Below are 26,431 nucleotides of genomic sequence, written 5' to 3' on the forward strand. Positions count from 1 at the left end.
AATCTCTCCTTCAACCGCCCGTCCGAGGGCATCTGATCACAGATCGCCCGGACTTACACGGTTGCCATGACACCCCCATCCGGGGGGCATCTGCTCCCGCCAGCGACGCCATGACCGTGGTGAAGGTCTCGCGGCGACCCTCCAGCCACGCCTCGGACGCGGGAACGCGACCGATCTCGGGCGCGTCACGAAGTACCAGATCGGTGCCGTCGATATGGTCTATGGCACCGGCATTCCGGCGGGAGGCGTACGGATCCATCCATGACGACGGCTCACCGGCACTGTCCTCGGCAAGGACATACAAGCCCTCGACCGAGATCCCGGCTTCGATCAACTCTGCGACCGTCATATCGATCTCGTACCGAGTTTTCAATCCGATGACGATCCCTGGACGGTTCGACGGCCCCTCGGCCCTGCAATCAAGAACCCATTGCGGAAACACATGCAAGCTCCCAAGGGTATCGGGACCTCGACCACCCACCGCCTGTGCGAGCAGATCCTTGCCCGGCAGCCGCGACACGAAAGTCGGCGGACGACACCGCCGTAACTTGTACCCCCAATCCAGAACAGATCTCAGCATCGTCTCTTGTACCAGGCGCATTGTCAATCGCCGGTACTCGCGAATAGCGAAGGTGGTCGGCGTGCCACACAAGTCGGCATCGGCGACCAGTGGGACACACGCGATCCCGCCCCTGGTCTTGGAAACTACATGGGTGCCTTCCAGTTCCGCACGCAGACTCTTGAGCTGATCACCCGACTCGTACTGAACCAGCCCTCCAACGAAATGATCCGCTGAGAACCTCACCGGCACGAAGTTGACCGCGAGCTGCGGTGAGCTTGTTCTCTGCATACCCGTTCCTGTCGCCTAGATCTGCCTCGGCCCCTCATCACGGAGCAAAACGCCTGTGCCCGAGCGGCCGCAGAACTCACCACCCCGAGCGCGATCATCCCACCCACGTACGACACGAAGCGAAGACACATCGTGACCGAAGGCCAGCCCGCGCAGAGCGATAAGCAACGACGTGGCAGCCCGCCCCAAGCCGAGGTCCAGAACCGCGTATCGGATGTGTTCAGGAAGTAAGCACGAGTCCATGATGGCGCGGCCCCTACAGGCAGCGGCCGGCCGCTCACGCCGCACCGACGGTCGCTGGGCAACCCTCGATGATTGTCATTTAGTCAGCCATTTAATGGCCGACGTCAGCCAACGGCATCCACACGCGCCAACGCCAATGACGAACATCACACAAAATATTCGGTATGGGGACGCCATCTGTGCAGCTCAGATCCAGGAGGACCTAACGAGGCCAACCCCGCCAACACTTGACAACAACACCAATCGCAAGCTAGTTCGACGTGAGTACATGGAGTTACCCATGTACTCCCGAGATCAGCGGTGGCGTTGGCAAGCCGTTGTCACCCGCGGGGGTACGGCCAAGGGTTGAACCGGCATTTCTTCCCGTCCATCGGCACCACACCCTGCGGGTCCAGGGTCGCGATGTCGTTGTTGCGGGTGCCGAAGGTCTGCTGCATCATCACCGGCGCCAATCCGCCGTCGATCTCGCACGGCTGATGTTCGTGGTAGCCGATGGCGTGACCGACCTCGTGGTTGATCTGATATTGCCGGTAGGAGCCGATATCGCCCTCGAAGGCGGTGGCGCCGCGCACCCAGCGCACCTCGGAGAGAACCACGCGGCCCAGATCGGAGTTGTAGCAGGAGGAGTCGATCGGGATTTCGAAACCGCAGGCCGATTTGGTGGTCTGCCGGGAGGTCAGCGAGACCCGGAAATCCGGTTCGCCGTTGTCGATCCGGCGGAAGCCGAAGCGCGGATCGTGGGTCCAGCTCTTCGGGTTGGCCAGGGTGGCGTCCACCATCTTGGCCACCGAATCGTCCCCGCCGAGCGAGGTGGTGTCGACTCCGTTCTCGACCTCGACGGTGTAGGTGAACAGATGCGCCTGACCGGCCCCGACCTGCGCCGATGCGCCGGGAACGATATGCCAGGTGCCCGCCGCGGTCTCCGTGAACGCCCCGCCCGCGGGCAGCGCGCCGGAGGGCGGATCGCCGGCGAACTTACCGTCGCCCTTGGGTGGTGCGCCGATGATGCCGGCGTTGCTGGTGTGCTGGCTGAGCCGGCCCAGGGCGGGGGTGGAGCCGCCGGAGGTGTCGGTACCCCCCTTGACGGCGTCCACGATCACCAGCACGGTGATGATCACCAGTACCGGAAGCGCGTAGGCCCGCCAGCCGTAGGTGGAGACGAACCGCCCCAGCGCGCTCTGCTTCTTCGTATCGCGTTCCGGCCGTGGCCGATTCGCCGCATCGTGGGCGCCGGTCGGATCCCATTTCGCACGCAGCGGTTGATGGGAACGATCGCCGTGGCCATTGCCGGAATACAGGCCGAGCGGATCGTAGAATTCGGAGCTTTCCGTAGGTTGCTGCCGGTCACGCCGACCGGTAGCGGCCGATTCCGCGCGCGCGGCCAGAACACCTGCGGGGCGAGGCGAATCGGGCCCGCCGGTCGTTCTGCCCCGTTGTTCGCTCACCCGAACAGATTCTCACAGGCCGTTCGGCGACATCTACGTACCTGCCGTTGACCGGCCGGGGTTGCGAGAAATCTCACCACTGTGCGAGATTTCTCACGGCGGCCAGTTACTGACAGGTTGCCAATAGGTGTGGAAGGTTATTCGAATACCACAACGGCAGGAACGGGATCGGCTTCCCAGCCAGTGCAGCCGACCCGCAGCGGGCTGCATCACGAACGAGTATCGTTCGTTGAATACCGTGCACATCCACGTTCCCGCCGGGAATCGACTGGGAGAACCGAAATGACTGACCTCGTGGACCGGATGACGTCCTCGCGACTGTCGTCCGAGGCCATGGCACCGAGCAAGCGCGGAACTCGCCTACCCCGGGAGGCGCGCCGTGCCCAGCTGCTCGCCGCGGCCAGCGAGGTCTTCGTGCTGCGCGGCTACCACGCCGCCGGCATGGACGAGATCTCGCAATGCGCCGGCGTCTCCAAACCCGTTCTGTACCAGCACTTTTCGAGTAAGCTCGAACTGTATCTGGCGGTCCTGCAGAACTACATCGACGCTTTGGTGTCGAGTGTCCGCCAGGCGCTGCGGTCGACCACCGACAACCGGCAGCGCGTCCGGGCCGCTGTCGCGGCGTACTTCGACTTCGTCGACCACGAAACCCAGGGTTTCCGACTGGTTTTCGAATCCGACCTGACCAGCGAGCCGCAGGTGCAGCGGCGCGTCGAACAGGCCACCGAGGCCTGCGTGGACGCGGTCTTCGACCTCGTCGCCCACGATTCCGGACTGGACCCCTACCGCGCCCGCATTCTGGCCGTGGGACTCGTGGGCGCCAGCCAGATCACCGCGCGCTACTGGCTCGAGGCGGACCGGCCGATCCCGAAGGAAGAGGCCGTCGACACCACCGTCCAGCTCTGCTGGGGCGGTCTGTCCCGCGTGCCGCTCTCCCAGCGCTGAGAGCGCCCGCGCCCGAAACGACGAGGCCCGGATCCGCCACCGCGGATCCGGGCCTTTCGAGTTCGATACAGCGGCGACGAGTTCCCTCGCCGCAGGAGAATCACACCGCGGCGAAACCCACGCGGCCGCTGGTGGAGGTGCCGATTTCGACATAGGCCACCTTCGCGGCCTGGATCAGGTACTTGCGGCCCTTCTCGTCCTCGAGGGTCAGCACACCGCCCGAACCGCTCAGCGCGCCGGATACCAGCGCCTCGACCTCCTCCGGGGTCTGCGAGCTGGCGATGACCAGTTCCCGCGGGCTATCCGAAATGCCGATCTTGACCTCCACGGCCAACCTCCTAGAGTCCAGATGGTGTCGCTGCCCAGGCTAGTGCAGCGAACGGGTCGGAGACGATGCGCCTGCCTGTGCTGTCAGCGAACAGCCGCCGGTCCCGACGGCCGTCGCGAGCGGCTCATCCCAGGCTCAGCACCCGCATCCGCTCGGCATGCGAGTTCTGCATCCGTTCGAACAGCGCCGCCACCCCGTTGAGGTCGCCGGTGGCGGTGAGCACCAGTTCGGTCAGCTCGTCGCGCTGGGCCATCACGTACTGCGCCTGGGTGATGGCCTCGCCGAGCAGCCGACGGCCCCACAGCGTGAGCCGGTCGCGCTCGGAGCGGCTGACGGTGACCGCCCGGCGCACCTCCTCGATGACGAATTCCGAGTGGTGGGTCTCGGCCAGCACATCGCGCACGACCGCGGCCACCTCCGGCGCCAGCGCATCGGCGAGCACCGCGTAGAAGTCGGCGGCGATACCGTCGCCGACATAGAACTTGACCATCGACTCGAGCCAGTTCGAGGGATCGGTCGAGGCGTGGTAGGCGTCCAGGGCCCGCACGAACGGCGCCATCGCGTCGAAGACGTCGACGCCGCGCCCCTGCAGCGCCCGCTCGAGCGTCTCGAAATGCTCCATCTCGGCCGCGGCCATCTTCGCCACCGCCACCTTGCCCCGCAGCGTGGGCGATAATTTCGCTTCTTCCGCCAGGCGGTAGAACGCGGAGATCTCACCGTAGGCGAGAACCGCGAACAGATCGGTGACACCGAGATGGTCGGCGGGGATTCGATGATCGGATTCGGTCGAAACACCCAGCGCGCCAGATGTGTTTGCACCCATGGCCACCACCCTAGTGGGTCGGCGCCCGGAGGGGGCGGCGGCGCGGCGCCGAAAAGAGTTCCCCCGCCGGCCGCGCCTCACACCGGCACGTCCGAACCGGCGGACAGCTGTCGCCGCCGCGCCGCCGGATCATGCCTGGTCGCCCAGAAATTTCTCCAGATAGCCCCACGTGGTGTCGCGGGCGATCAGGATGCCCAGATGACTGCCGGGCGAGGTCTCGTATCGCACCTCGCGGGCGCCGGTCAGCGTTCGCTGCCCGTGCGCCACCGCCGCCGCCGGAGTGATCACGTCGTCGGTCCCGCCCACCAGCAGTACCGGCGCGGTGATCTCGGCCAGCTCGATCGGCCGGGCGCCGACGTGCACCACGCCCCTGCCGATGTCGTTGGCGAGCATGAACCGGCTCCACAGCTGGTTGTAGAAGCGGCCGGGGTAGCCGGGCAGCCGGGACTGGAACCGGTCGATCGTCTCCATCCGGGCCAGCGTCGCCGAATCGGCCAGATTGCCGGCCAGGAACATCGGCCGGCGCAATTCCCGCTCCCAGGCGGCGGCGCGGTAGGCCAGGCGGGTCAGCGGCGCCGGAACACCGCCGGCCGCCCGGACCAGATTCGACACCGTGCGCCCGCCGTCGATGCGCGCCAGCGCGCGCACCTGCGGGACCCCGTTCACCCGGTTGTAGTCCAGCGGTGCGCCGACGGCGGTGACGGAGCGAATCGGCAAGGTCGCGTCGGCCGCGGCGGTGAGCAGCGACAGCACGCCGCCGAGGGACCAGCCGACCAGATCGACGGGAGCTCCGTCGCGATCGGCCGAGACGCGGCGCACCGCCTCGGGCAGAATGTCGTCGACCCAGTCCTCGAATCCCATGCGGCGGTCGGCGAAGCCGATCTCGCCGTAGTCGACCAGATAGGGGCGGCGGCCGATCTCCAGCAGGAAGCGGGCCATACTCTGGTCCGGGCGCAGGTCGAAGCACACCGCGGGGGCCGCCAGCGCCGGAACCATCAGCACCGCCGTGTCGTCGGCGGGCGGGGCCCGGCGGGATCGACGTCGTAGCGTCGCAGCAGCCGGTGCGGTTCGTCCCAGAGCACCGTCGAGGGAGTGGGAACAGGCGCTTCGATGCCGTCGCCGAAGGTCAGCGCCCATGCGTTGCGGGCCGCGGCGCCCACGGTCTCTGCCAAGCTCACGGCGACCAATTTATCGTGTGACACACCGTCTCACATATGTGGGCTGGGCCACGCCCGGCCGGGACCGCCCGCGGAATCCGCTCGCACCGAGGGGAAAGCGGACATATCGAACCCGCGGCGCGCCTGTACATACTTCCGCGAAATCCTCGTTCTCATCGACCGCACAATTTCGCCGGTCACGACGAATTACCGTGTGCCGCAGCCGGACCGGACACCGAGCAGCCGCCCACGACAGCGGGAGCGAGGCGAAGAAAGCTATCACGCTACAATCTCTATGGGCAACGGAAATTTTCGCTCGCACCGCCATATCCCGGCCGGCATATCGGGACCGGTGGTCGAGGCAGTGCGACAAGGGGTAACCGAAGCCCGCCGAAAATGTGCGCGCACCAGATCCGCGACCCCTTTGCGCCGCGCCCGGACAGCGATCCGGGTGGCGAGAGTGCAGGTGGAACCCGCCGGAAATGTGGTGGCCCGGAAATCCGGTCCCAATCCACCCTCGTGCGCGCTGGATGCGATCAACACGAGGAAGGCACGAATCCTGAGCAAGATCACCGTCGAACAAGAACCCGGGTTGGCGGACACGCTGCTGACAGCGGAACTCGACTCCACCCACACCACTCCGACATTCGCCGAATTGGGCGTTCGCCCCGAAATCGTGCGCGCTCTCGGCGAGATCGGAATCGAACACACATTCGCCATTCAGGAGTTGACCCTCCCCCTCGCGCTGGCCGGCGACGATCTGATCGGCCAGGCCCGCACCGGTATGGGTAAGACCTTCGGATTCGGCGTACCGCTGCTGCACCGAATTTCCACCGCCGATTCCGGCACCACGGCATTGGACGGCACGCCCCGCGCGCTCGTCATCGTGCCGACGCGGGAACTCTGCGTCCAGGTCACCCAGGATCTGGAGAACGCCGGCAAATACCTGAGCAATCAGCAGGGACGCCTGCGCGTCACCTCGATCTACGGCGGCCGCCCCTACGACGCGCAGATCGCCGCATTGCGCGAAGGGGTCGACGTCGTCGTCGGCACCCCGGGCCGTCTGCTGGATCTGGCCGAACAGCAGCATCTGATCCTGGGCAAGGTCGGCGTACTCGTGCTCGACGAGGCCGACGAAATGCTCGACCTGGGCTTCCTGCCCGATATCGAGCGCATTCTGTCGATGGTTCCCGAACAGCGACAGACCATGCTGTTCTCGGCGACCATGCCGGGCCCGATCATCACGCTGGCCCGCACGTTCCTGCACAAGCCCACGCATATCCGGGCCGAGGAACCCTCCGATTCCGCGGTGCACGACCGCACCGCGCAATTCGTCTACCGCGCCCACGCGCTGGACAAGAGCGAATTGGTCGCGCGCATCCTGCAGGCCGAGGCGCGCGGCGCGACCATGATCTTCACCCGTACCAAGCGCACCGCCCAGAAGGTCGCCGACGATCTGGCCGACCGCGGTTTCGCCGTCGGCGCGGTTCACGGCGATCTGGGTCAGATCGCGCGTGAGAAGGCGCTGGACAAATTTCGCAAAGGCAAGATCGACGTGCTGGTCGCGACCGATGTCGCCGCCCGCGGTATCGATATCGACGACGTCACCCACGTCGTCAACTACCAGTGCCCGGAGGACGAGAAGACCTACGTGCACCGCATCGGCCGCACCGGCCGGGCCGGGCGCACCGGTGTCGCGGTCACCCTGGTCGACTGGGACGAGCTGCATCGCTGGGAGAGCATCAATTCCGCGCTGAGCCTGGGCATGCCCGAGCCGGTGGAAACCTACTCGCGCTCCGAGCACCTGCGCAGCGATCTCGGCATTCCGGAGAACGCGACCGGAACCGTGCGGCGCGCACCCGCGCGCGAAACGGATGCGGTCGTGGTGGAGCGGGAGGCACGCCAGCCGCGCAAGCGCAATCGCCGCCGCACCCGCGGTGGTAAGGCGGTCGACGCACCCGAGGGCGCCACGGCCGAGTCTGCCGAGTCCGCGACGGACACCGCGGAAAGCGCTGCGGCGCAATCGGTTCCGGCCGAACAACCCGCGAGCGAAGCGGCCGAGGGCGACAAGCCGGCGCGGCGTCGTCGCCGCCGGCGCCGCAAGCCCGCCGCGGAGGGCGGCGACACCACCGGCGGTGACGTCTCGGCAGACGAGTCCGGTAGCGCGGCAACGGGTGGCGATCAGACTGCCGCATCGGCCTAGTCGCCGGATCGGTTAGTCTCGCTGACGTGCTCGCACCCGAGCGGCGGACGCGCGCCGACCTCTATGCCGCAGTCGCGATCGCCGTTGTCGTGGCGATCGCGGCCGCTGTCGCGTGGTCGACGAGCGACGCCCGCGGCACCGAATCCGATCCCGCGGCCCATCCGGCCTCGGTGGCGCCGGCGGCCGATCGGCTGCCGGACGCCCTCACCGAACGGTGGCAGGCACCCGACGGCGTCTCCGCGCGGGCGCTGACCTCCAGCGGCGTCGCCATCACCGGCGACGGCGGCACCGTCCGCGGTCTCGATGCGACCACCGGGCGAGAGCTCTGGAAATACCAGCGCGATCTGCCCCTGTGCGCGCTGGAGAGCCAGTTCGCCACCGTGATCGCCACCTACCGCGATCCGCGCGGGTGCAGCCAGACCACGATGCTCGGCGCGGAGGACGGGCGCCGGCGCACCGCGCGCAGCAGCTATATGGACTCGCAGGTCCGGCTGTCCACCGACGGCACCTATGTGCTGGCGCAGGGACCACGCCGGCTGGAGATGTGGCGTTCGGATCTGGTCCGCACCCTCGAATACGGCTACGTCGACGCGCAGGTGAACCCGCACACACAACCCCGGCACGGCTGCACGCTGCTGTCGGCGGCCTCGGGTGGCAGCCGCCTGGCCGTGCTGGAACGCTGCCCCGACGACGCCGCGGACCGGCTGACGGTGCTGAATCCGGCGCCGAAGGACGCCTCCGCCCCGGAGGAGTACGGCTCGCACGTCCTGACCGAACCCGGGGCGGCGGCCGGCAATGCCCGGGTGATCGCGGTCGCGGACAACCGGATCGCCCTGTATCTTCCCGGAACCGACGCCGCCCCACCGGAATTCGCGATCTACGACGCCAACGCGAATTCACTTGCGGTGCACCGTCTCTCCGCGCCGATCGCCGACAACAGCACGGTGACCCGGCTCGGCTCGGCGTATTTCGTGTTCACCGGCAACAGCGTGATCGCCTTGAGCGCGAGCACCTTCGAGCCGCTGTGGACCGCACCGGACGCCCTGGGCGCGCCGGCGATGATGGCGGGCAACGTCCTGGTGCCGGTGGCCGACGGGATCGCGGCCCTCGATCCCGGCAGCGGCGCCCAGCAGAAGCGGATCCCGTTGCGGCGCAGCGACTACCACGGGGAGCCGATCTCACTGGCCGTGAGCGGTCCGGTGGTGCTGGAGTTGCGGGGCGGCCGGCTCTACGGAACCAGCTGAACCCTCGCGTCGATCCGTCCGGCCGGTCGCTCCCGCGGTGCGGCATGATCGGAATCATGAGTGCATCGGACAGGGACTATCGGCTGGTGCTGCTGCGGCACGGCGAGACCGCGTGGTCGGCGGCACGCAAACACACCGGGCGCACCGATATCGCGCTCACCGAACGCGGCGAAGCTCAGGCGCGAGCAGCCGGAAAGGTCCTCGCCGGTCTCGACCTCAGCGATCCGCTGGTGCTGACCAGCCCGAAGAAGCGTGCCGTGCACAGCGCCGAACTGGCCGGGCTGCCCGATCCGCGGATCGACGACGAACTGGTCGAATGGGATTACGGCGACTACGAGGGCCTGACCACCCCGCAGATCCGCGAAACCGCCCCCGGCTGGACCGTCTTCACCGGCGACGTACCGGGCGGCGAATCCGTCGACGCGGTCGGCGCGCGGGCCGACCGGGTGCTGGAATCGGTGGCGTCGGCGCTGCGCACCCGCGATGTGGTGCTGGTCGGGCACGGACATTTCTCCCGGGTGCTGATCGCGCGCTGGGCGGGTTTCCCGGCCCGGGAGGGACGGCGCTTCTTCCTGTCCACCGCCGCGATCAGCGTGCTCGGCCACGATCATCAGGCCGCCACGATTCTGGCGCACAATATCGTGCCGCCCGAGGCCGGCCGATGATCCGCCGCGCCACGCCCGAGGATGTGCCCGCCCTCGTCGAACTGGTCTACGACCTCGCCGAATACGAGAAGGCACGCGACCAGTGCGCGCTGACGGCCGAGGACCTGCACGCCGCGCTGTTCGGTCCGGCGCCGGCGGTGTTCGCCCACGTCGCGACCGTCGATGCTCGGGTCGCCGGATGCGCGATCTGGTTCCTGAACTATTCGACCTGGACCGGTAAGCACGGCATCTACCTGGAAGATCTCTACGTCCGGCCCGAGGCGCGCGGTCGTGGCCTGGGCAAGGCGCTGCTCGCCGAGCTGGCCCGCGAGGCCGTGGCCCACGGCTACACCCGGGTGGATTGGTCGGTGCTGGACTGGAATACGCCCTCGATCGAGTTCTACCGCGGGCTGGGCGCGGTGGCACAGGACGAGTGGACCGGCTTCCGGCTCGCCGGTGACGCGCTCGCGCGGCTCGCCGATTCCGGAAATTCCTGAGAATTTCTCGCGCCGGTGTCGATTCCGCGGCGGGGTGCGCGTCGAAGAGTTGAATGGCTCGAAAGGCGGGCCACCTACTCGGAGGACGAAATCATGTCGCAGTATCTGATCCTCATCTATCAGGACGAGCGTGCCGCGGCCGAACCGGAGTCCGGCAGCGCGATGGCGGAGAGCCACCGGCAGTTCGGCGAGGACCACGCGGCGGCGCTGCGCGGCGGAAACGCGTTGCACCACAGTGACACCGCCACCAGTGTGCGGCCGGACGGCGCCGGCGACTTCGTGATCACCGACGGCCCGTTCGCCGAGACCAAGGAGCAGCTCGGCGGCTACTACCTGGTCGACGCCGAGGACCTGGACGCCGCGATCGCCATCGCCCGGCGGGTGCCGATGGAATTCGGGGGCGTGGAAGTGCGCCCGATCCTCGAATTGAGCTGAGCCGCACCGTGCTCGACGGCTGCTCCGACCACGGCTCGACGGATCGCGGCGGCCCCGACCGGGTCGCCGCGGCGGTGGCCGACGCGCATCGCCGGGAGTGGGCGTTCGTACTGGCGGCGACCGTGCGGGTGACCCACGACCTCGAACTCGCCGAGGAATGCGTTCAGGACGCGTACGCCCAGGCGTTGATGCGATGGGCCGCGGACGGAATTCCGTCCCGGCCCGCGGCCTGGCTGACCACGGTGGCCCGCAACCGCGCACTCGATCTGCTACGCCGCCGGTCCACCGCGCGCCGGGCGTTGCCGCTGCTTATCGCGGACGAAAAGACCACCGAGACAGGTATTTTCGATGCGATCGACCCGTACGACCCACAGTTCCCCGACGACCGTCTGCGACTGATCTGCACCTGCTGCCATCCGGCACTGGCCCCGCAGACCCAGGTCGCGCTGACCCTGCGCCTGGTCTGCGGACTCACCACGGCCGAGGTCGCGCGCGCCTTCCTGGTGGCCGAGCCGACGATGGCCGCGCGGATCACCCGCGCCAAGAAGAAGATCGCCGCCGCCCGGATCCCCTACCGCGTGCCGGGCCCGGCGGAATTGCCCGAGCGCATCGAGGCCGTGCTGGCGGTGGTGCATCTGCTGTTCACCACCGGGCACACCGCACCGTCGGGCGAGAACCTCATCCGCCGCGATCTCACCGAACGCGCCCTCGATCTGGCGCGGATGCTGCACGGTCTGCTGCCCGAGGATCCGGAGATCGCCGGCCTGCTCGCCCTCCTGCTGCTCACCGACGCCCGCCGCGCGGCGCGGGTGACCCCCGAGGGCGCCATGGTCGCGCTGGCCGATCAGGACCGCGCGCGCTGGGACCGGGAGGAGATCGGGCAGGGCATCGCGCTGGTCCGCTTCGCACTGGAACGGCGGCCGGGCCGCTACGCGCTGCAGGCCGCGATCGCCGCCGTTCACGCCGAGGCGCCCAGTTACGACGCCACCGACTGGCAGGAGATCCGCGGGCTCTACGACGTCCTGAGCCGGATCTGGCCCTCGCCGGTGGTGGCGCTCAACCGGGCCGTCGCGATCGGGATGGCCGGCGATCCCGCCGCCGGTTTCGCCGCGCTCGACGCACTCGCCGCCGAACCGCAGCTGGCCGGGTACAGCTATCTCCCCGCCGCCCGCGCGCACTTCCTCGCCGAACTCGGGCGGCTCGACGAGGCCCGGCTAGCCTACTCCGAGGCCCTGTTGCTGACCGAGAATGCGGCCGAGCGCGAATTTCTCGACCGCCGCCTGGCCGACCTCGACCGATAGGGTGGACCGATGGAGGTCACCGTTCGTCCCGTGACGGAATCCGACGTGCCGGAACTGGCCCGGGTACTGGGTCTGGCCTTCGACGACGATCCGATCATGCAGTGGTGCCTACCGGCCGACCGCACCCGGCCCGCCCGCGCGGCGACCATGTTCGGCGCGCTGATCCGGCATCTGTACCTGGCGCACGGGGCGGTCGACGCGGCCTTCGACGAATCGGGCCGGATGGTCGGGGGCGCGGTGTGGTCGCCCCCCGGGCAGTGGGATTCGTCCGGTGGCGATCAACTGCGGATGCTGCCCGCATTGGCACGTGCGTTCCGATTGCGACTGCTCGCCGTCGGGCGGATGTCGGACCGGATGAGCAAGGCGCATCCGCACGAACCGCATTGGTATCTCGCCATCGTCGGCACCGATCCCGCGGTCCGCGGCAAGGGGTACGGGCACGCCCTGCTGGGGCCGCGGCTGGCGCACTGTGACGAAACCGGCGCGCCCGCCTACCTGGAATCCAGCAAGTTCGCCAATATCGCCTATTACGAGCGCTACGGCTTCGATCTGCGCGGCGAACTCGACGTCACGGGTGGCGGACCGCTGCTGTGGCCGATGTGGCGTCAGTCGGCGACGTCGTAGGCCTGGGCCATCCAGCGCACCGACGGCGGCGAGAAGATCAAGCCGAGGGTGACGAGGGCGACCAGCCCGACCGGGATGCCCAGTTCGAACCGATGCGAGCTGAGCATGTACCACGCGGCGGGCAGCAACAGCACCTGCGCGATCACCACGATGGCCCGGCCCCAGCGCTTACCGCGCAGCAGGCCGATACCGGCGGCCAGCACCGCGCCGGCCAGGATCACGAACCAGGCGGCGGTGCCGTACGCCGATTTCGCGGAGGTGTCGGCCGACGTGATGCCCTGCACCACGAGCACGATCGCGATGATCACCCCGATCAGGCCCTCGAGCGCGGCCAGCGCACCCGCGCCGCGCACCGTGCCGGGAGTCGGGTCGGCCGCGCCGCCGGTGGTGCCGCCGGTGCTCTCACTGTCCGTGTTCTGCTTCGCCACCTGCCCAGCGTAGAACCGCGCGAACCGGGCCTCGCACGCGTGGTCGCCTCCGCGGGATCCGGTGGCGATCGCTCAGTAGGCTGCTGAGGGTGCGGACGCTGTTGATCGTGAATCCGAATGCCACCTCGACCACTCCGGCCACGCGGGATCTGCTCGCCCACGCGCTGGAGAGCCGCACCCAGCTCATCGTGGCCCACACCCAGCATCGCGGCCACGCCGCCGAATTGGCGCAGTGGGCGACCGATGCCGAGATGGACCTGATCGTGGTGCACGGCGGCGACGGCACGGTCAACGAGACCGTCAACGGATTCCTCCCCCTGCCGAAACAGGCCACGTCCGGGCCGGACTCGGCCGGCGCCGCGGAATCGGCCGCCGCGCAACGTTCGGGCACCTGGATCCCGCGACTGGGCGTGATCCCCGGCGGCTCGGCGAACGTGTTCGCGCGCTCGCTGGGTATCGAAGCGGATCCGGTGGCCGCGACCAATCAGCTCATCGATCTGCTCTCGCTCGACGACAGCGAGGCGCATGCCGGCGATCGCCGGATCGGCCTGATGGTCGCCGACGGCCGCTGGTGCGCGTTCAGCGCGGGCGTCGGGCTGGACGCCGACGTGTGCGAGGCGATCGATCGCAGCCGCGCCGCGGGCCACGCCGCCACCCCGGCCCGTTATCTGCGCACCACGGTCCGGCAATTCTTCCGGGCCAAGCGGCGCGAGCCCGCGATCACCGTGCGTGTTCCCGGACGCGAACCGGTGCCGGGCGTGCATTACGCCTTCGTGACGAACACCAGCCCGTGGACGTATCTGGACAACACCCCGGTGCGCACCAATCCCGGAACGACGTTCGAACGCGGACTGGGTGTGTTTGCGATGCGGACGATGAGGGTATTGCCGACACTGTCGGTCGCCAGGCAACTCCTGGCTTCCGACGGAGATCCGAAGGCCCGCAATTTGTTTCGCGTCGACGATGTATCTTCGGTGCGAATCGAGGCCGACGACGAGGTCGGTCTGCAAATCGATGGCGACTTCATCGGCCGGCGCAACGTGGTGGATTTCACCTCGGTGCCGGAGGTGCTCGAAGTAGTCGCTCCCAAGCCGGAATCCAGCCGACACAACTGAGAAACATCGCAGTTGTGCTGCGGAAACCAGCGCAAGCGAGTACAAAGGACTCCGCAGGCCCGGCTTTTCAGGGCTTTAGAGCGTGAGCTTCCCCACGGTGCACCCGAAGGCTATTGACATCTACGGTGTTCGTGAAAGCATTCACAAGCAACCGTGCGGAAACATTCGAGACGCACAAGTGAACGGACCACAAACCAGCGGCGCCTTGCGGCGCCCATGCAAAGGAGCAGAGGAATGGACTGGCGCCACAAGGCCATCTGTCGCGACGAGGACCCCGAGCTGTTCTTCCCGGTGGGTAACAGTGGTCCGGCGCTCGCGCAGATTGCCGATGCCAAGCTGGTCTGCGCCCGCTGCCCCGTGACCGCCGACTGCCTGTCCTGGGCCCTGTCCTCCGGACAGGATGCCGGCGTGTGGGGTGGTATGAGCGAAGACGAACGCCGGGCGCTGAAGCGGCGCAACGCCCGCACCCGCACTCGCAGCGTCGTCTGAGACGCGCGGCGTTACCGGCTCGTAGTAAACCGCACAACCTCGACCGGTAACGCATTTCGGCCCGGCACCGGAAAGGTGCCGGGCTTCACTGTTTTTGTTGCCGGATTGTTTTCCCGCCCTATTTCACATAACCGTCCGACGGCGATTCGGACTTATCCGATTTCCGCGAGTGGCGGTGCTTGCGCGGGACGCTTTCAGCGTGAGTTGCGACGGCCCAGCGGCACCCGCAGCACCGCGTCGGTGCCGATATCGGCGCCCGGGTGCAAACCGATCGAGCCCCCGAGTTCCGCGGTGACCAGAGTGCGCACGATCTGCAATCCCAGCCGATCGGAACCCTCCAGGCTGAATCCCTCCGGCAACCCGCGCCCGTCGTCGCTGATGATGACGTCCAGCCAGCGCGCCGAACGCTCGGAACGTATTGTGACAGTTCCGTTTTCGCCGGCATCGAAGGCGTGCTCGATGGCGTTCTGCACCAATTCGGTCAGCACCATCACCAACGGGGTCGCGCGTTCGGCGGAGAAAACTCCCAGCGAACCGTCGCGGCGGACCTTGATGCGGGCGGTGTGCACGGTCGCCACATCGGCCATGATCGGCAGCAGGCGATCCACCACCTCGTCGAGGTCGACCTCCTCGTCCACCGACATCGACAGCATTTCGTGCACGGAGGCGATGGAGGTGACGCGGCGCACCGATTCGGTGAGCGCCACCCGGGCCTCCTCGTTCTCGGTGCGGCGGGCCTGCAGGCGCAGCAGCGCGGCGACGGTCTGCAGGTTGTTCTTCACCCGGTGATGGATCTCGCGGATGGTGGCGTCCTTGGACAGCAGCGCCCGGTCGCGGCGCTTGACCTCCGTGACATCGCGGACCAGCACCGCGGCCCCCGCCAGTTCACCGTGCGGGCGCAGCACCAGCGTGCGCAGCAGCACCGTCGCACCGCGGGCCTCGACCTCCATCCGCCGCCCCGATTTGCCGGCCAGCGCGGCCTGGATGTCGCTGACGACCTCCTGCGCGTCGAACGGATCGGTGATCAGGGAACGGGTCGACTGGGCCAGATCCTGTCCGGCCAATTCGCTCTGCAGGCCCATGCGGTGATACGCCGACAGCGCGTTCGGGCTGGCGTAGACGACCGACCCGTCGGTGTCGAGACGGATGAAGCCGTCCCCGGCGCGCGGACTGGAATGTGAGCCGGTGCGGTCCTCCAGCGTCGGGAAGGTGCCGTCGGCGATCATCTGGCACAGATCGTCGGCGCAGCTCATATAGGCGTGTTCGAGGCTGCCGCGGACCTTCGAGCGCTGCATATCGGTATCGCGGCCCAGCACGGCGATGACGTCGGTGCCGCAGCGCACCGGAATACCCTCGCGGATGACTCGTGCGGGGGTCGGGTGGTAGACGCCGGCGGATTCGCCGTCACCCTCCACACGCACGATCTCGCCCGAGCTCAGGGCCTGGAAGATCTGCGGATGATCCTGGCGGGAGGCCAGCGACCCGACCAGATCGTCGGGCTGAACCGTCGGGGCGGTCGTGGGCCGGCACTGGGCGACGCACACCACATCGGCACCGTCGGTCACCGGGCCGATGCCGACCCACAGTTGCAGATCGGCGAACGACAGATCGGCCAGCAGCTGCCAATCCCCCACTACGCGCTGCAGATGATCCACCGCCGCACCGGGGAGATCGGTGTGTTCGGCGAGCAGATCACTAAGAGTGGACACGGGAACAAAGGCTACGGCACGCGCCCGCGGGCCGAAGTCGTGTCGCGGCCGAAGCTACGAGATGACGGCGATCAGATCGCCCTTCTGGAGGACATCGCCGGGTTTCACATTGATCGAGGCCACGGTTCCGTCCGACTCGGCCACCACCGGGATCTCCATCTTCATCGATTCCAGCAGGACCAGGGTGTCACCCTCATGCACCGCCGCACCCTCCTGCGCGACGATCTGGAAGACGGTCGACACCATCTCCGCGAGCACTTCCTCAGCCATGACACCCTTCCGGTCGATCGGCCCGTATCCGCTGACGGTACAGCCAACCACATCCGTACCGAGAGCGTTCGATCGCTCGAAAGATACCGGGCCGTAGGCGCTGTCGCGCCGGCTATGCGGTGGCGCTCACCGTGACCCAGGTGTTGTTGACCGCGGCCGTGCCGGACAGCGGGTCGACCAGCGCCGGGTCGTGGAGGAGGTTGACATTGGCGCCCGGGAGGGAGGCGGCGACCCGCCAGCCCACGCCGGGTTCGCGGTGGCCCCAGCCGTGCGGGATCGCGACCGTGCCGGGGCGGATGTCGTCGCCGACCTCGAGGGTCACCACGATCGAACCGCTCGGCGAGGAGACCGTGACCGGTTCGCCGTCGGTCAGCCCGCGCGCGCCGGCGTCGACGGGATGCATGAGCACGGTGCAGCGATCGCGGCCCTTCACCATGGCCGGGACGTTGTGCAACCAGGAGTTGTTGCTGCGCAGGTGGCGCCGGCCGATCAGGCGCAGATCGTATCCGTCGGCCGCGGTGCGCGGCGTGGCCGGCAGATCGGCGAGCAGCTTCGCCACCTCGGCACAGAAGTCCTGCGGCGCCAGCCGGACCTTGCGGTCGCGAGTGCCGATCAGCGTGCGCAGGCGCGGGCGCAGCGGTCCGAGATCCACACCGCCCACGGAAGCGCGCAGCTTGGTGATCGTCAGGCCCGCCCGTCCGCGGCGCAGCACGCCGTACGGACCGGCCGCGATGCCCAGGGCCGCCAACCGCAGGGGCGAGAGTCGTTCGAATACCGCGTTGAGCGCCTTGCCCGTGAGGCGTCGCGCGGGCAGCGGCACCACCTCGGTGACCAGCCGGGCCATGATCTGCCAGTCCTCAAGCCCGTCGGCCGGCGGCTCGAAAACCTTGGCGTCGTAGCGCAGGTTGTTGCGCACACTGAAGACCGGGAACAGCAGATTGACGTCCTCGCGCTCGAGCTGGGACACCGGCGGCAGGATGATGTCGGCGTGCCGAGTGGTCTCGGTGACGTACATGTCCACGGCCACAAAGAAATCCAGCGATTCCAGCGCCGCGGCGAGGCGCCCGCGCTGCGGCGTCGACAGCACCGGATTGCCGGCGTAGGTGACCATCGCCCGGATCTGCCCGCGGCCCTCGGTGAGAATTTCGTCGGCCAGCGCCGCCACCGGCAGTTCGGATCGGAAGGACTTGTAGCGGCCCGAGCGATCGGTCCACGCCCCGTGACCCATCGGCAGGTATTTGGCGTACCGGGCGGCGTCGACCGGCGCGGTCGCGAACATCTGGCCGCCCGCCCGGTCCAGATTGCCGGTCACCGCGTTGATCGTGTTCACCAGCCAGTGCGTGAGCGTGCCGGTCACCTGCTGACACACCCCGATCCGCGCGTAGAGCACGGCCGAGCGGGCCGCGGCATGGTCGCGGGCGAAACCGCGGATGGTCTCGGCGTCGACACCGGCGTGCGGGGCCGCAAGTTCGGGAGTGCACTGCGCGACGGTCTCGCGCAGCTCGTCCCAGCCCGTGCAGCGCGCGCGCACCGCCCGCTCGTCGCACAGCTTCTCGTCGATCAGCACATGGAGCACGGCCAGCAGCAGGTAGACGTCACCACCGGGGACGACCGCGATGTGCTGGTCGGCCAGCCGCGCGGTCTCGGTGCGGCGTGGATCGATCACCACGACCGTGCCGCCGCGCTCCCGCACCCGCTTGATGCGCTGTTTGGCGTTCGGCATGGTGGTCACCGACCCGTTCGACACGGCCGGATTGGCCCCCAGGATCACCAGCCGGTCGGTGCGATCGATATCGGCGACCGGCATGAGGACATTGGATCCGAACATCCGCCAGGCCGCGAACTCCTGCGGGAACTGATCGATCGACGAGGCGGAGAAGAAGTTGCGGGTCAGCAGCGCCACCCGCAGCAACACGCCGTACAGCACCGAAGAACTGTGTGCCGCAGGGTTTCCCAGATACATGCCGATCGCGCTCGGACCGTGTTCGGAGCGGATCTCGCGCAGCCGCTGCCCGATCTCCCGGAACGCCTCGTCCCATCCGATCGGCTCGAACCGATCGCCGACTCGGCGTACCGGTGTGCGAAGCCGGTCCGGGTCGTGGTGCAGTGCACCCATCGCGGTGGCTTTGGGACAGATATATCCCTGGGACAGCACATCGTCGGGATCTCCCTCGATCCGGACGACGCGGTCGTCCTCGACGGTGACCCGGATTCCGCAGTGCGCCTCACATAGGGTGCACTGCCGAGAAACAATGCGAGTATCCATGGCACATCCTCTCAGCGCGGCATCTCGCAGCGTACCGGCGCCCGCGGCATCGGTACAGCCCCGCCGGATCGGCGCTACCGCCCGCGGATCTCGTAGAGCAGGGTGCGGCCGTCGCGGACGACCGTGCGCACGGATTGCCGGTAGGTCGTGTGACCGCCGTCGGGCCGGTATTCCTCGATATCCACATCGAACAGTTCCGGCTCGCGCGTGGTGATGTGGACGCAGTACGTGGTCCCGACCGGGATCACGGTGTCGATCGCCTGCTGCAGCCCCACAGCGGGAGCGACGTTGACGGTATCCGGCGCGACGAAGGCCTGGGCGCGCTCGCCGCTGCGCTCGGTGTAGTACGAATATTCGAATCCCAGAATCGAATTCGGCCCGTCGGTGACGCCACCGGCGCCGTTGCCCACCACGATGCCGTCGTGCGCCTCGGCCGGGCATGCCGGAGTCTGCGGCCCGGGAGCTGGGGCGGACGTTTCGGCGGAGCCGGCCGGAGCGGAGGTCGTCGATGTCACGATCGCGGCAGCGGTACCCGGTTCCTTTCGCGTGGCCGTGACGGCCAGCGCGATTCCGCCACCGGCCAGCGCGAGCACGACGACTGCAGCCGATGCGGCGATCCACCATTTGCGGCCCCGGGGCCGGCGCGGCGGACGCGTGGCCGGGCCCAGTGCGAGCTGGATGGCATCGGGATCGATCGCCCATTCCGGCGACTCGGGCGGGCGCCGGACGATCCGCGGCGGCGAGGCCGCGGGACGCGAATCGCGCAGCGGAGGCGGCTGCGGCGTGCGGGGCGGCGAATACCAATCGGCGGAGCCCACCGGCGGCCCGAACGGTTGCGGCGCGTGCCCGGGCGGCCGGTTGGATTCAGAACTCATCACATCCCTCACGCCCGCTGCTGTCCCGCGGGGAAGACGATGCCAGCACTTGCCCCGGCGCACAACCGGAAGCCGCTCCCAGCAGTGGGAGGCACTACTTGCAATTCACGAGCGATCTTGGCTATCGAACCGACTCGGGCGCGCTCGCGGCAATCATGCGGATAACGCATCGGCTATGACACTGCCGGACCGAAATAATGCGCGATAGCTATTACCGTACGGAAGGGTGCGGACGACTCGGTGGCGCCGCCGGAATCTGCGCCGGCGGTCGCGGTCCCGGTTCGACGGAGTTCTCGCCATTCATCGCGGCGGTTGCGGGCATTATTCGAAGCCCGCGCATCACCGCGCCGGATATGCCGACCACCACCGCCGTCTCGGTCGACGCGACGGTAGTATCCGCCGCAGAAAGAATTGTGCGGACCTATTCTCCATCGCCCGCGCAATGTCCGGTCAGGAGTAATTCATGACGACGAAAACGAGCCGCGATACGAGCAGCGCTCCGCACGTCACCGCCGAACAGCTGAGTCCGCGCGATGCGGTATTCGTCTACGACGAGTTCGAGCGGCATCCGTCGAATATCGTCGCCGCCTATGTGTTCGCCGGCGCGACGGACGCGGCCGGATCGGATGGACGAGCGGTGAGCCGGGCACAGGTGCGGGCCTGGATGCGGGAGCGGCTCGGCTACGCACCGCTGTTCCACCGCCGGCTCGAACGCGTACCGGGCGATGTCGACCTGCCGTACTGGGTCCCCGACTCGGGCTTCGACATCGACCATCACGTGACGATCGAGGAACGCGCGTCGTGGCCCTGGGACGAGGTGCGCGGTCGGTTGGCCGAGATCGCCGCGGCCCGTATGGATCTCAGCCGTCCGCCGTGGGAACTGCACCTCTTCGACCGCGTACACGGCTTTCCCGAGACCACCGAGCCGGTGACGATCGTGGTGCTGAAGTTCCATCACAGCGTCGGCGACGGTGTGGCCACCCGCGAACTCGAACGGAAACTGTTCGGCGCCGCGGACACTCATCCGCCGCTCCCCACGATCGATCGCCGCTGGTCGCAGCCCTCCGCGCTGCTGCGCGCCGCCGCCGTCACGCCGTATCGGTTCGCACGTTTCGTCTCCGGCGTGGCCAACACGCGGGCGGCGGCCCGCACGGTCCAGGCGGAGGTCGCGGAAAACGCGCTCCGCGAACCGATTCCGCTGCGCCCCGCCACCCGCTTCAATCGCCGCATCGGCGCGACACCCGCCTTCGATCTCGTCACCCTGCCGCTCGCACAGGTCAGGGCGGCGAAAGCGGCCTCCGCCGAGCGCATTACGGTCAACGACCTGCTGTTGGCCGTCGTCTCGGGCGCGCTCTCGGCCTATCTCACCGAGCAGAGCGAAACCCCGTCCGCGTCCTTGAGCGCGATGGTGCCGATCTCGATGCGCGGGCTCGCCCGGTGGAATTCGGCGAATCAGCTGTGTCAGATGTCGGTGGACCTGCACACCGATCTCACCGATCCGCTGGAACGGCTGCGCGCGATCCGGCAATCGGCCCAGGACGAGAAGCGGCGCTGGGCCGACCCGGCGGTGATCGTGCGCGAGAGCCGGATGCAGACCTCACCCGCTTGGCTGTTGCGACTGGCCGGATGGGCTCGCGCGCAGCGGGTTTTCGACAACGTCGACACAGTGCCGCTGTCCAACACCACCATCAGCAATGTGCCGCCGGTCGCGGCCCGGCTGGAATTTCTCGGCGCACCGGTGATCAGCGCCTTCGGCGTCCTCCCGATCATGGACGGCGACGGCCTGCGGCATCTGATCACCTCCCAGGGCGATCAGGTGGTGATCGCGGTCAGCTCCGATACCGGCATGCTCCCGGATCCGGCGCGGTACGGCGAACTGCTGCTGCGCTCGTTCCGCGAACTGAGTGAACGGCTCACGACACAGGGGTGATGGCCGCGCGGCGGCGCCGGAGCGGCTCAGTTCGCGCCGATGGCCGCGGCCATCATCGGCCACGATTTGTGCAGGTCGTCCTGCCAATAGCCCCACGAGTGGGTTCCCGCCGGGTGGAAGTTGTAGGTGATGTCCGTGCGTCCGAGTTCCCGGGTGCGCTCGGCGAGTTTGGCCGTGCAGTAGTTCGCCGCCGATTCGATACCGCCGCCGAGGAGAACCTGATTCGCCAAAACCCCGGTGTCGGCCCGCACGCTCGGGTCGGCGAGACTATCGTGGCGGCCGGGAAGTCCGCTGGCGCTGGAGATATACATCGGAATTCGCGGCAGCAGGTCGGCGTGCAGATAGGGGTCGTGCGCCTTCCAGCCGTCTCCCCCGACCTGTCCCCACATATTCGTCGCATCGCCCTTGCCCAGGCTGATCACCAGGCTGACGAACGACTGGCCGATCGGATCGCTGGTCATCGCACAACCGCTGTACGCGGAGACGCTCCGATAGAGCGCGGGCGCCTCGATCGCCAGATCCAGCACCGAGGTACCGGCCATCGAGATGCCGGCCAGCGCATTGGCGCCGGTGGTGCCGAAGGCCGAATCGATCACGGGCGGAAGCTCTTCGGTGAGGAAAGTGGCCCACATGTTCCGGCCGTTGTTCTTCAACTTCTTCGCCAGGCCGGGGTCGTCGCGCTGCCAGTCGGTGTAGTAACTGAACGCGCCCTCCATCGGAATCACCACGTTGACGTTCTTGTCGGCGAAGAAGTCCGCGGCATCGGTCTGCGCCAGCCAGGTCGCGGCGTCCTCGCCACCGCCGGCGCCGTTGAGCAGATACAGCGTGGGCGCCGGGGTACCGGCGTCCTTCGCACGCAGCACTTGCAGCGGGATGTCGCGATCCATCGACGGTGAGTGGACGCTGATCTGGAGTACACCTCCAGGACCTGTGGTTTCGCTGACGACGTGCGCCGCCGGCGCGGCCGAGACGGTCGGTGCGACCGACGTCCACAGCAGGGCGGCCGCGCCGAGATATGCCACCAGACAGGCGATCGCGCGCACCACGCCGCTCCTCGTACCGCTCGACACCACTACCACCTCTACACACCACTGTGGGGGCGCACCCGGTTCGAGTGAGCCCCCACAATCGACAACTGGACTACTTTCCGGCGGCCGGGGTACCACCGCTGAGGGTGATGAGCGCATTCACGATGGTGGTTCCGACGGAACCGGCGCTCTGTGAGCCCATTCCCAGAATGTCGATGAGCGATCCCATTTCTTTCTCCTAAATATCCGTGTATCGAGTCACCGCGCGCAACTCGATGAATACGAGCGGTTACGCCGAATTACTTGACGATGCTTCCGAGCGAGCCGAGGAAGGTCTCCCACAGTCCGTCTCCCGCAACTGCGGAGCCCAGGGCCGGAATCAACGCGGTAAGCAAGTCGCCCATCGAACCCATCGATGAATCTCCTTTGTGAGCGTGTTCAATCGCCTCTCAGTCGCCGGAATCACGCCTGAGAGTTATCGGTCACGGCCGGTACCGGTTAGTGACCGAGGCAACATATCAAGCGTCCACTTTTCAAGCAAGCACCTCCTCTAAAACCGGAAGCAGCCTTCCCGCTCGTTTGTAGCTACCTTTCGGCAACTTCCGGCCGGAATCGGTTACACCGAACCGGACCAGGGTCCGCGGCGCGAACCGCCCACCGCCCGGCGAGTTACCTTGCTCGACAACACGTTTCACTTCCGGCCGGAAGTTTCACCTCACGCGGAACCGGGTAGGGAATTGTGCACGCACCACATCGCCCGACGGGCTCGACAGCTCTTCGAGACCCTTCGTTTCGCTAGGAAATTTTTTTCGAAACCTCGCCGGAGACCCGTCACACCCGGGAATCGGGCTCACAACGCTGCGCGAGACCGGTGATCCCGGCCGCGCGGACGGTGTGCGATGATCATGGCGAACAGCTCGGACGGCCGGCCGCTTCCTCGTCGCGGAGGCCAAAGTTGTTCTCTCCATGAGCTTTTCCTGGTCAACAGACCGAGTGCTAGTGCTCGACCCTCACCGATGCCTGCCCGGCCGAACGCTGTCCACAGCTGCGTCGTCGCCCTGGGTTTGCCGCGCCGTTACGCCGTGTCGACTCGTCATGTCTCCGGCCGGCCCGCGGAGCCGCATCGGCTGTACGTCGGATTTCGATCGAACATCGAAAGGACTTTGGCACGTGACATATTCGGATTCGGTGCAGGCCGCGGACGCGATCCTCGAACTGACCGACGACTTCTACCAGGACCCGCACGCGGTCTACCGGGAGCTCCGGGCCCGCGGTCCGATCCATCGCATCCGGCTGGACGGGGTGGTGGGCTGGTTGGTGGTCGATCACGAGGTCGCCAAGCAGGCCTTCCTCGAGCCCGGCATCAGCAAGAAGATCGGGTCACCGGAGGGGCAGGCCGTGCTCGCGCGGAACGGCGCGGTCGACCGGTTCAACGGCGCGATCAACGACAACATGCTGTTCGCGGATCCGCCGCAGCACACCCGCCTGCGCAAACTCGTGACGAAGGCCTTCACCGGCCGCGCCGTCCGGGAGCTGGGTCCCCGCATCACCACCATCGCGGACGAACTGCTCGCGGAGATCGGCACCCGCGATCGGGCCGACCTGCTGGACGCCTATGCCTTTCCCCTACCGGTCGCGGTGATCTGCGAACTGCTGGGAGTACCGGACGACGACAAGCACGACTTCCGCGCGTGGACAGCGGTGGTCGTCAACGATTCCGCGCCGATCGAGGAGCGCACCACCGCGGGCATCAGCTTCTTCAGCTATATGACGAAGCTGATCGCCGCACGCACCGACAGCCCCGGAGACGATCTGCTCTCGGAACTGATCATCGCCAAGGAGGACGGTGACCAGCTGGACCAGAGCGAGCTGATCTCGATGTTGTTGCTCCTGCTGGCGGCCGGGCACGAAACCACGGTCAATCTGATCGGCAATGCGGTCTACGAGATGCTGCGGAATCCGCGCATCGCCGAGCGGCTGCGGGCCGAGCCGGAAACCGTTCCGGCCTACGTCGAGGAAATTCTGCGCAGCCAGGGGCCGGTGCACCTGGCCACCGCGCGCTACACCACCCGGCCGATCGTGCTGGGCGGCCGGGAGATAGGCGCCGGCGAATTCATCCTGATCTCGCTCGCGGCCGCCGACCGCGATCCGGACCGCTTCACCCACCCGGATCGGGTCGACGTCGATCGTGCGGACAATCGGCATATCGCATTCGGGCACGGCATCCACTTCTGTCTCGGCGCCGCACTGGCCCGGACGGAGGCCACCATCGCGATCAACCGGCTGCTCGACCGGATTCCGGAGCTGTCCCTCGACCCCGAGTACGGGGAACCGATCTGGCGTAGGAGTCTGCTGATTCGCGGGCTCACGGCGCTGCCGGTGAGCATGGTGCCGGCGAACGAGCCGGAGTTGGAGTTCTCGGCGGTGTGATCGGCGGATGACGCCGGGCGGCCGGTCGGCCGCCCGGCGTGCGCCTCACCGTCGTCGCACCACGATCACCGGGCATTCGGACGACTGCAACAGGGCATGGCCGGTCGAACCGAGCAGCATTCCGGTGAATCCGCCGCGGCCGTGGCTGCCGACCACCACCAGCTGGGAATGTTCGGATTCGGCGAGCAGCGCCCGAGCCGGCCGATCGGCCCAGACCACCGGCCGCACATCGACATCCGGATACTGTTCCCGCCATCCGGCCAGACTCTCCGAGAGAGCGGCGCGCTCCGATTCGCGCACTGTGTCCCAGCCGGCCACCGCGACCTCGGGCAGGCTGATATCGCTCCACGTATGCACGGCGATCAGCGGCACCTTCCGCCGCGACGCCTCGTCGAAGGCGACGCCGATCGCGGGTTCACTGTTCTCGGTGCCGTCGACGCCGACCACCACTGGCTTCGCCGCGGTCACCATGTCGGTCGCGGAATTTCCGGGAATCACTGCGACCGGGCAGTGTGCCCGCTGCACCACCGCCGAACTCACCGAACCGAGCAGCGCCCGCCGGACGGCGCCGCGCCCGCGACTGCCGACGACCACGCGGTAGGCCCGTTCCGACCGTTTGATCAGGGTCGGGATGATCGGATCGAACACCAGCTCGGCATTGGTCTCCAGCGGCCCCTCGACCAATCCGGCGATCCGGCGCGCCTCGGCGACGATGCGCTCGCCGTCCTCGCGCACCCAATCGGCGCCACCGGTCCATACTTCCGAGCCGAAACCGGTCGGCAGCGTGGCCGAGGTGACGATGTCCAGACGCCGCCCGTGCATGACGGCATCGACCGCGGCCCAGGCCACCGCCTGATAGGAGATCTCCGAGCCGTCGACGCCGACCACGATGGGCCGGTCGGGTTCGTCGGCGGTATGCGCGTCAGCTGATTCGGTCATAGTGGCTCCACTTCGTCTCGGCGAGCGGTATCCGCGCCGAGATTACCGGGGAGAGCGGGAGGCAGCATCGTTCGTTCCGAATGAACGGCGGATTCGCGGGCGCACAGGCTGATGGGATCACGCCGTCGCAGGCATCGAGTACCGTCAACTCAGCAATTTTTCAGCGCCCAGCGTCGCGCTTCCCGCCACGACCGCCGAACCGGCGAGTTGCGC

General features: G+C 67.8%; 25 protein-coding genes. 12 read left to right on the top strand and 13 right to left on the bottom strand.

Features of this window, described 5'->3' with window-relative positions; translation table 11 throughout:
• Positions 1–10: 10 nt before the first annotated feature.
• Both A5789_RS36845 and A5789_RS23615 read right to left on the bottom strand, forming a co-directional pair.
• Entirely contained in the window at positions 11–850 is an 840-nt protein-coding gene (locus A5789_RS36845) for a hypothetical protein (protein WP_064902995.1), read from the bottom strand.
• Between the two features lie 563 nt (positions 851–1,413).
• The gene (locus A5789_RS23615; protein ID WP_063010459.1) at positions 1,414–2,391 is read right to left on the bottom strand and encodes a DUF3152 domain-containing protein; all 978 of its coding nucleotides are present in this window, start codon (positions 2,389–2,391) and stop codon (positions 1,414–1,416) included.
• 429 nt (positions 2,392–2,820) lie between these two features.
• On the opposite strand from A5789_RS23615, the gene A5789_RS23620 reads away from it, so the two are divergent.
• Positions 2,821–3,483: a TetR/AcrR family transcriptional regulator gene (locus tag A5789_RS23620; protein WP_030515992.1), complete on the top strand. Its 663-nt coding sequence runs from the start codon at positions 2,821–2,823 to the stop codon at positions 3,481–3,483.
• Positions 3,484–3,583: 100 nt separating this feature from the next.
• Here the strand turns inward: A5789_RS23620 and A5789_RS23625 are convergent, their stop codons facing one another.
• From A5789_RS23625 to A5789_RS38040, 4 genes are all read right to left on the bottom strand, one after another.
• Positions 3,584–3,811 carry a DUF3107 domain-containing protein gene (locus tag A5789_RS23625; protein ID WP_030515993.1) on the bottom strand — a complete coding sequence of 76 codons (228 nt, stop codon included), beginning with the start codon at positions 3,809–3,811 and terminating at the stop codon, positions 3,584–3,586.
• A gap of 124 nt (positions 3,812–3,935) precedes the next feature.
• Complete coding sequence (locus A5789_RS23630; RefSeq protein ID WP_063010276.1) at positions 3,936–4,634, bottom strand: ferritin-like fold-containing protein; 699 nt, start codon at positions 4,632–4,634, stop codon at positions 3,936–3,938.
• A 129-nt stretch (positions 4,635–4,763) separates the two neighbouring features.
• Positions 4,764–5,630, bottom strand: a complete 867-nt coding sequence (locus A5789_RS23635) for an alpha/beta fold hydrolase (protein ID WP_227462671.1) — start codon at positions 5,628–5,630, stop codon at positions 4,764–4,766.
• Complete coding sequence (locus tag A5789_RS38040) at positions 5,630–5,812, bottom strand: hypothetical protein (protein ID WP_227462658.1); 183 nt, start codon at positions 5,810–5,812, stop codon at positions 5,630–5,632. Before A5789_RS38040 ends, A5789_RS23635 begins: the two co-directional genes overlap by 1 nt.
• 571 nt (positions 5,813–6,383) lie before the next feature.
• On the opposite strand from A5789_RS38040, the gene A5789_RS23640 reads away from it, so the two are divergent.
• The 7 genes from A5789_RS23640 (at position 6,384) to A5789_RS23670 (ending at position 12,739) form a co-directional block, all read left to right on the top strand.
• Entirely contained in the window at positions 6,384–7,994 is a 1,611-nt protein-coding gene (locus A5789_RS23640) for a DEAD/DEAH box helicase (protein WP_193615448.1), read from the top strand.
• Between the two features lie 26 nt (positions 7,995–8,020).
• Positions 8,021–9,238 (top strand): PQQ-binding-like beta-propeller repeat protein, encoded by a 1,218-nt coding sequence (locus A5789_RS23645; protein WP_063010274.1) that lies wholly within the window; start codon positions 8,021–8,023, stop codon positions 9,236–9,238.
• 56 nt (positions 9,239–9,294) lie between these two features.
• Entirely contained in the window at positions 9,295–9,903 is a 609-nt protein-coding gene (locus A5789_RS23650) for an acid phosphatase (RefSeq protein ID WP_082856700.1), read from the top strand.
• Complete coding sequence (locus A5789_RS23655; protein ID WP_063010271.1) at positions 9,900–10,379, top strand: GNAT family N-acetyltransferase; 480 nt, start codon at positions 9,900–9,902, stop codon at positions 10,377–10,379. Before A5789_RS23650 ends, A5789_RS23655 begins: the two co-directional genes overlap by 4 nt.
• Before the next feature lie 93 nt (positions 10,380–10,472).
• Positions 10,473–10,814 carry a YciI family protein gene (locus A5789_RS23660; protein WP_064902996.1) on the top strand — a complete coding sequence of 114 codons (342 nt, stop codon included), beginning with the start codon at positions 10,473–10,475 and terminating at the stop codon, positions 10,812–10,814.
• An 8-nt stretch (positions 10,815–10,822) separates the two neighbouring features.
• Positions 10,823–12,115 (top strand): RNA polymerase sigma factor, encoded by a 1,293-nt coding sequence (locus A5789_RS23665; RefSeq protein ID WP_064902997.1) that lies wholly within the window; start codon positions 10,823–10,825, stop codon positions 12,113–12,115.
• Positions 12,116–12,124: 9 nt separating this feature from the next.
• On the top strand, positions 12,125–12,739 hold the full coding sequence (locus A5789_RS23670) for a GNAT family N-acetyltransferase (protein ID WP_064922690.1): 615 nt from the start codon (positions 12,125–12,127) through the stop codon (positions 12,737–12,739).
• Here the strand turns inward: A5789_RS23670 and A5789_RS23675 are convergent.
• On the bottom strand, positions 12,721–13,167 hold the full coding sequence (locus A5789_RS23675; RefSeq protein WP_369817512.1) for a hypothetical protein: 447 nt from the start codon (positions 13,165–13,167) through the stop codon (positions 12,721–12,723). The genes A5789_RS23670 and A5789_RS23675 overlap by 19 nt on opposite strands.
• An 89-nt stretch (positions 13,168–13,256) precedes the next feature.
• Here A5789_RS23675 and A5789_RS23680 point away from each other — a divergent pair, with 89 nt between their 5' ends.
• Together A5789_RS23680 and A5789_RS23685 are read left to right on the top strand one after the other, a co-directional pair.
• Entirely contained in the window at positions 13,257–14,282 is a 1,026-nt protein-coding gene (locus tag A5789_RS23680; RefSeq protein WP_064902998.1) for a diacylglycerol kinase family protein, read from the top strand.
• Positions 14,283–14,516: 234 nt separating this feature from the next.
• Positions 14,517–14,771: a WhiB family transcriptional regulator gene (locus A5789_RS23685; RefSeq protein WP_030516005.1), complete on the top strand. Its 255-nt coding sequence runs from the start codon at positions 14,517–14,519 to the stop codon at positions 14,769–14,771.
• A gap of 194 nt (positions 14,772–14,965) precedes the next feature.
• Here the strand turns inward: A5789_RS23685 and A5789_RS23690 are convergent, their stop codons facing one another.
• The 4 genes from A5789_RS23690 to A5789_RS23705 all read right to left on the bottom strand — a co-directional run bounded on the left by A5789_RS23690 (position 14,966) and on the right by A5789_RS23705 (position 19,891).
• Entirely contained in the window at positions 14,966–16,480 is a 1,515-nt protein-coding gene (locus tag A5789_RS23690; protein ID WP_063010261.1) for a sensor histidine kinase, read from the bottom strand.
• Between the two features lie 54 nt (positions 16,481–16,534).
• Positions 16,535–16,750 carry a biotin/lipoyl-binding carrier protein gene (locus tag A5789_RS23695; RefSeq protein WP_062963647.1) on the bottom strand — a complete coding sequence of 72 codons (216 nt, stop codon included), beginning with the start codon at positions 16,748–16,750 and terminating at the stop codon, positions 16,535–16,537.
• A 112-nt stretch (positions 16,751–16,862) separates the two neighbouring features.
• Entirely contained in the window at positions 16,863–19,016 is a 2,154-nt protein-coding gene (locus A5789_RS23700; protein WP_064902999.1) for a molybdopterin oxidoreductase family protein, read from the bottom strand.
• A gap of 74 nt (positions 19,017–19,090) precedes the next feature.
• A complete protein-coding gene (locus A5789_RS23705; protein ID WP_155525526.1) occupies positions 19,091–19,891 on the bottom strand; it encodes a hypothetical protein in 801 nt (266 codons plus the stop codon).
• Positions 19,892–20,354: 463 nt separating this feature from the next.
• Between A5789_RS23705 and A5789_RS23710 the strand changes: the two genes are divergently transcribed.
• The gene (locus tag A5789_RS23710) at positions 20,355–21,821 is read left to right on the top strand and encodes a wax ester/triacylglycerol synthase family O-acyltransferase (RefSeq protein WP_064903002.1); all 1,467 of its coding nucleotides are present in this window, start codon (positions 20,355–20,357) and stop codon (positions 21,819–21,821) included.
• Positions 21,822–21,847: 26 nt separating this feature from the next.
• Here A5789_RS23710 and A5789_RS23715 read toward each other — a convergent pair whose 3' ends face one another.
• Positions 21,848–22,867 (bottom strand): alpha/beta hydrolase family protein, encoded by a 1,020-nt coding sequence (locus A5789_RS23715; protein WP_227462659.1) that lies wholly within the window; start codon positions 22,865–22,867, stop codon positions 21,848–21,850.
• A gap of 1,152 nt (positions 22,868–24,019) precedes the next feature.
• Between A5789_RS23715 and A5789_RS23720 the strand changes: the two genes are divergently transcribed.
• On the top strand, positions 24,020–25,279 hold the full coding sequence (locus A5789_RS23720) for a cytochrome P450 (protein ID WP_227462660.1): 1,260 nt from the start codon (positions 24,020–24,022) through the stop codon (positions 25,277–25,279).
• Positions 25,280–25,324: 45 nt separating this feature from the next.
• Here A5789_RS23720 and A5789_RS23725 read toward each other — a convergent pair whose 3' ends face one another.
• Positions 25,325–26,218 carry a universal stress protein gene (locus tag A5789_RS23725; protein WP_063010252.1) on the bottom strand — a complete coding sequence of 298 codons (894 nt, stop codon included), beginning with the start codon at positions 26,216–26,218 and terminating at the stop codon, positions 25,325–25,327.
• Between the last annotated feature and the right edge of the window lie 213 nt (positions 26,219–26,431).

This window comes from Nocardia sp. 852002-51101_SCH5132738, assembly GCF_001665695.1.
GTDB classification, from domain to species: domain Bacteria; phylum Actinomycetota; class Actinomycetes; order Mycobacteriales; family Mycobacteriaceae; genus Nocardia; species Nocardia nova.

Bases quoted from the DNA above. Each gene is read 5' to 3' on its own strand.
- A5789_RS23620 (WP_030515992.1), top strand. From the start codon at position 2,821: ATGACTGACCTCGTGGACCGGATGACGTCCTCGCGACTGTCGTCCGAG.
- A5789_RS23705 (WP_155525526.1), bottom strand. From the start codon at position 19,891: ATGAGTTCTGAATCCAACCGGCCGCCCGGGCACGCGCCGCAACCGTTC.
- A5789_RS23655 (WP_063010271.1), top strand. From the start codon at position 9,900: ATGATCCGCCGCGCCACGCCCGAGGATGTGCCCGCCCTCGTCGAACTG.
- A5789_RS23650 (WP_082856700.1), top strand. From the start codon at position 9,295: ATGAGTGCATCGGACAGGGACTATCGGCTGGTGCTGCTGCGGCACGGC.
- A5789_RS23630 (WP_063010276.1), bottom strand. From the start codon at position 4,634: ATGGGTGCAAACACATCTGGCGCGCTGGGTGTTTCGACCGAATCCGAT.
- A5789_RS36845 (WP_064902995.1), bottom strand. From the start codon at position 850: ATGCAGAGAACAAGCTCACCGCAGCTCGCGGTCAACTTCGTGCCGGTG.
- A5789_RS23635 (WP_227462671.1), bottom strand. From the start codon at position 5,630: ATGGTTCCGGCGCTGGCGGCCCCCGCGGTGTGCTTCGACCTGCGCCCG.
- A5789_RS23660 (WP_064902996.1), top strand. From the start codon at position 10,473: ATGTCGCAGTATCTGATCCTCATCTATCAGGACGAGCGTGCCGCGGCC.
- A5789_RS23725 (WP_063010252.1), bottom strand. From the start codon at position 26,218: ATGACCGAATCAGCTGACGCGCATACCGCCGACGAACCCGACCGGCCC.
- A5789_RS23695 (WP_062963647.1), bottom strand. From the start codon at position 16,750: ATGGCTGAGGAAGTGCTCGCGGAGATGGTGTCGACCGTCTTCCAGATC.
- A5789_RS23700 (WP_064902999.1), bottom strand. From the start codon at position 19,016: ATGGATACTCGCATTGTTTCTCGGCAGTGCACCCTATGTGAGGCGCAC.
- A5789_RS23670 (WP_064922690.1), top strand. From the start codon at position 12,125: ATGGAGGTCACCGTTCGTCCCGTGACGGAATCCGACGTGCCGGAACTG.
- A5789_RS23685 (WP_030516005.1), top strand. From the start codon at position 14,517: ATGGACTGGCGCCACAAGGCCATCTGTCGCGACGAGGACCCCGAGCTG.
- A5789_RS23710 (WP_064903002.1), top strand. From the start codon at position 20,355: ATGACGACGAAAACGAGCCGCGATACGAGCAGCGCTCCGCACGTCACC.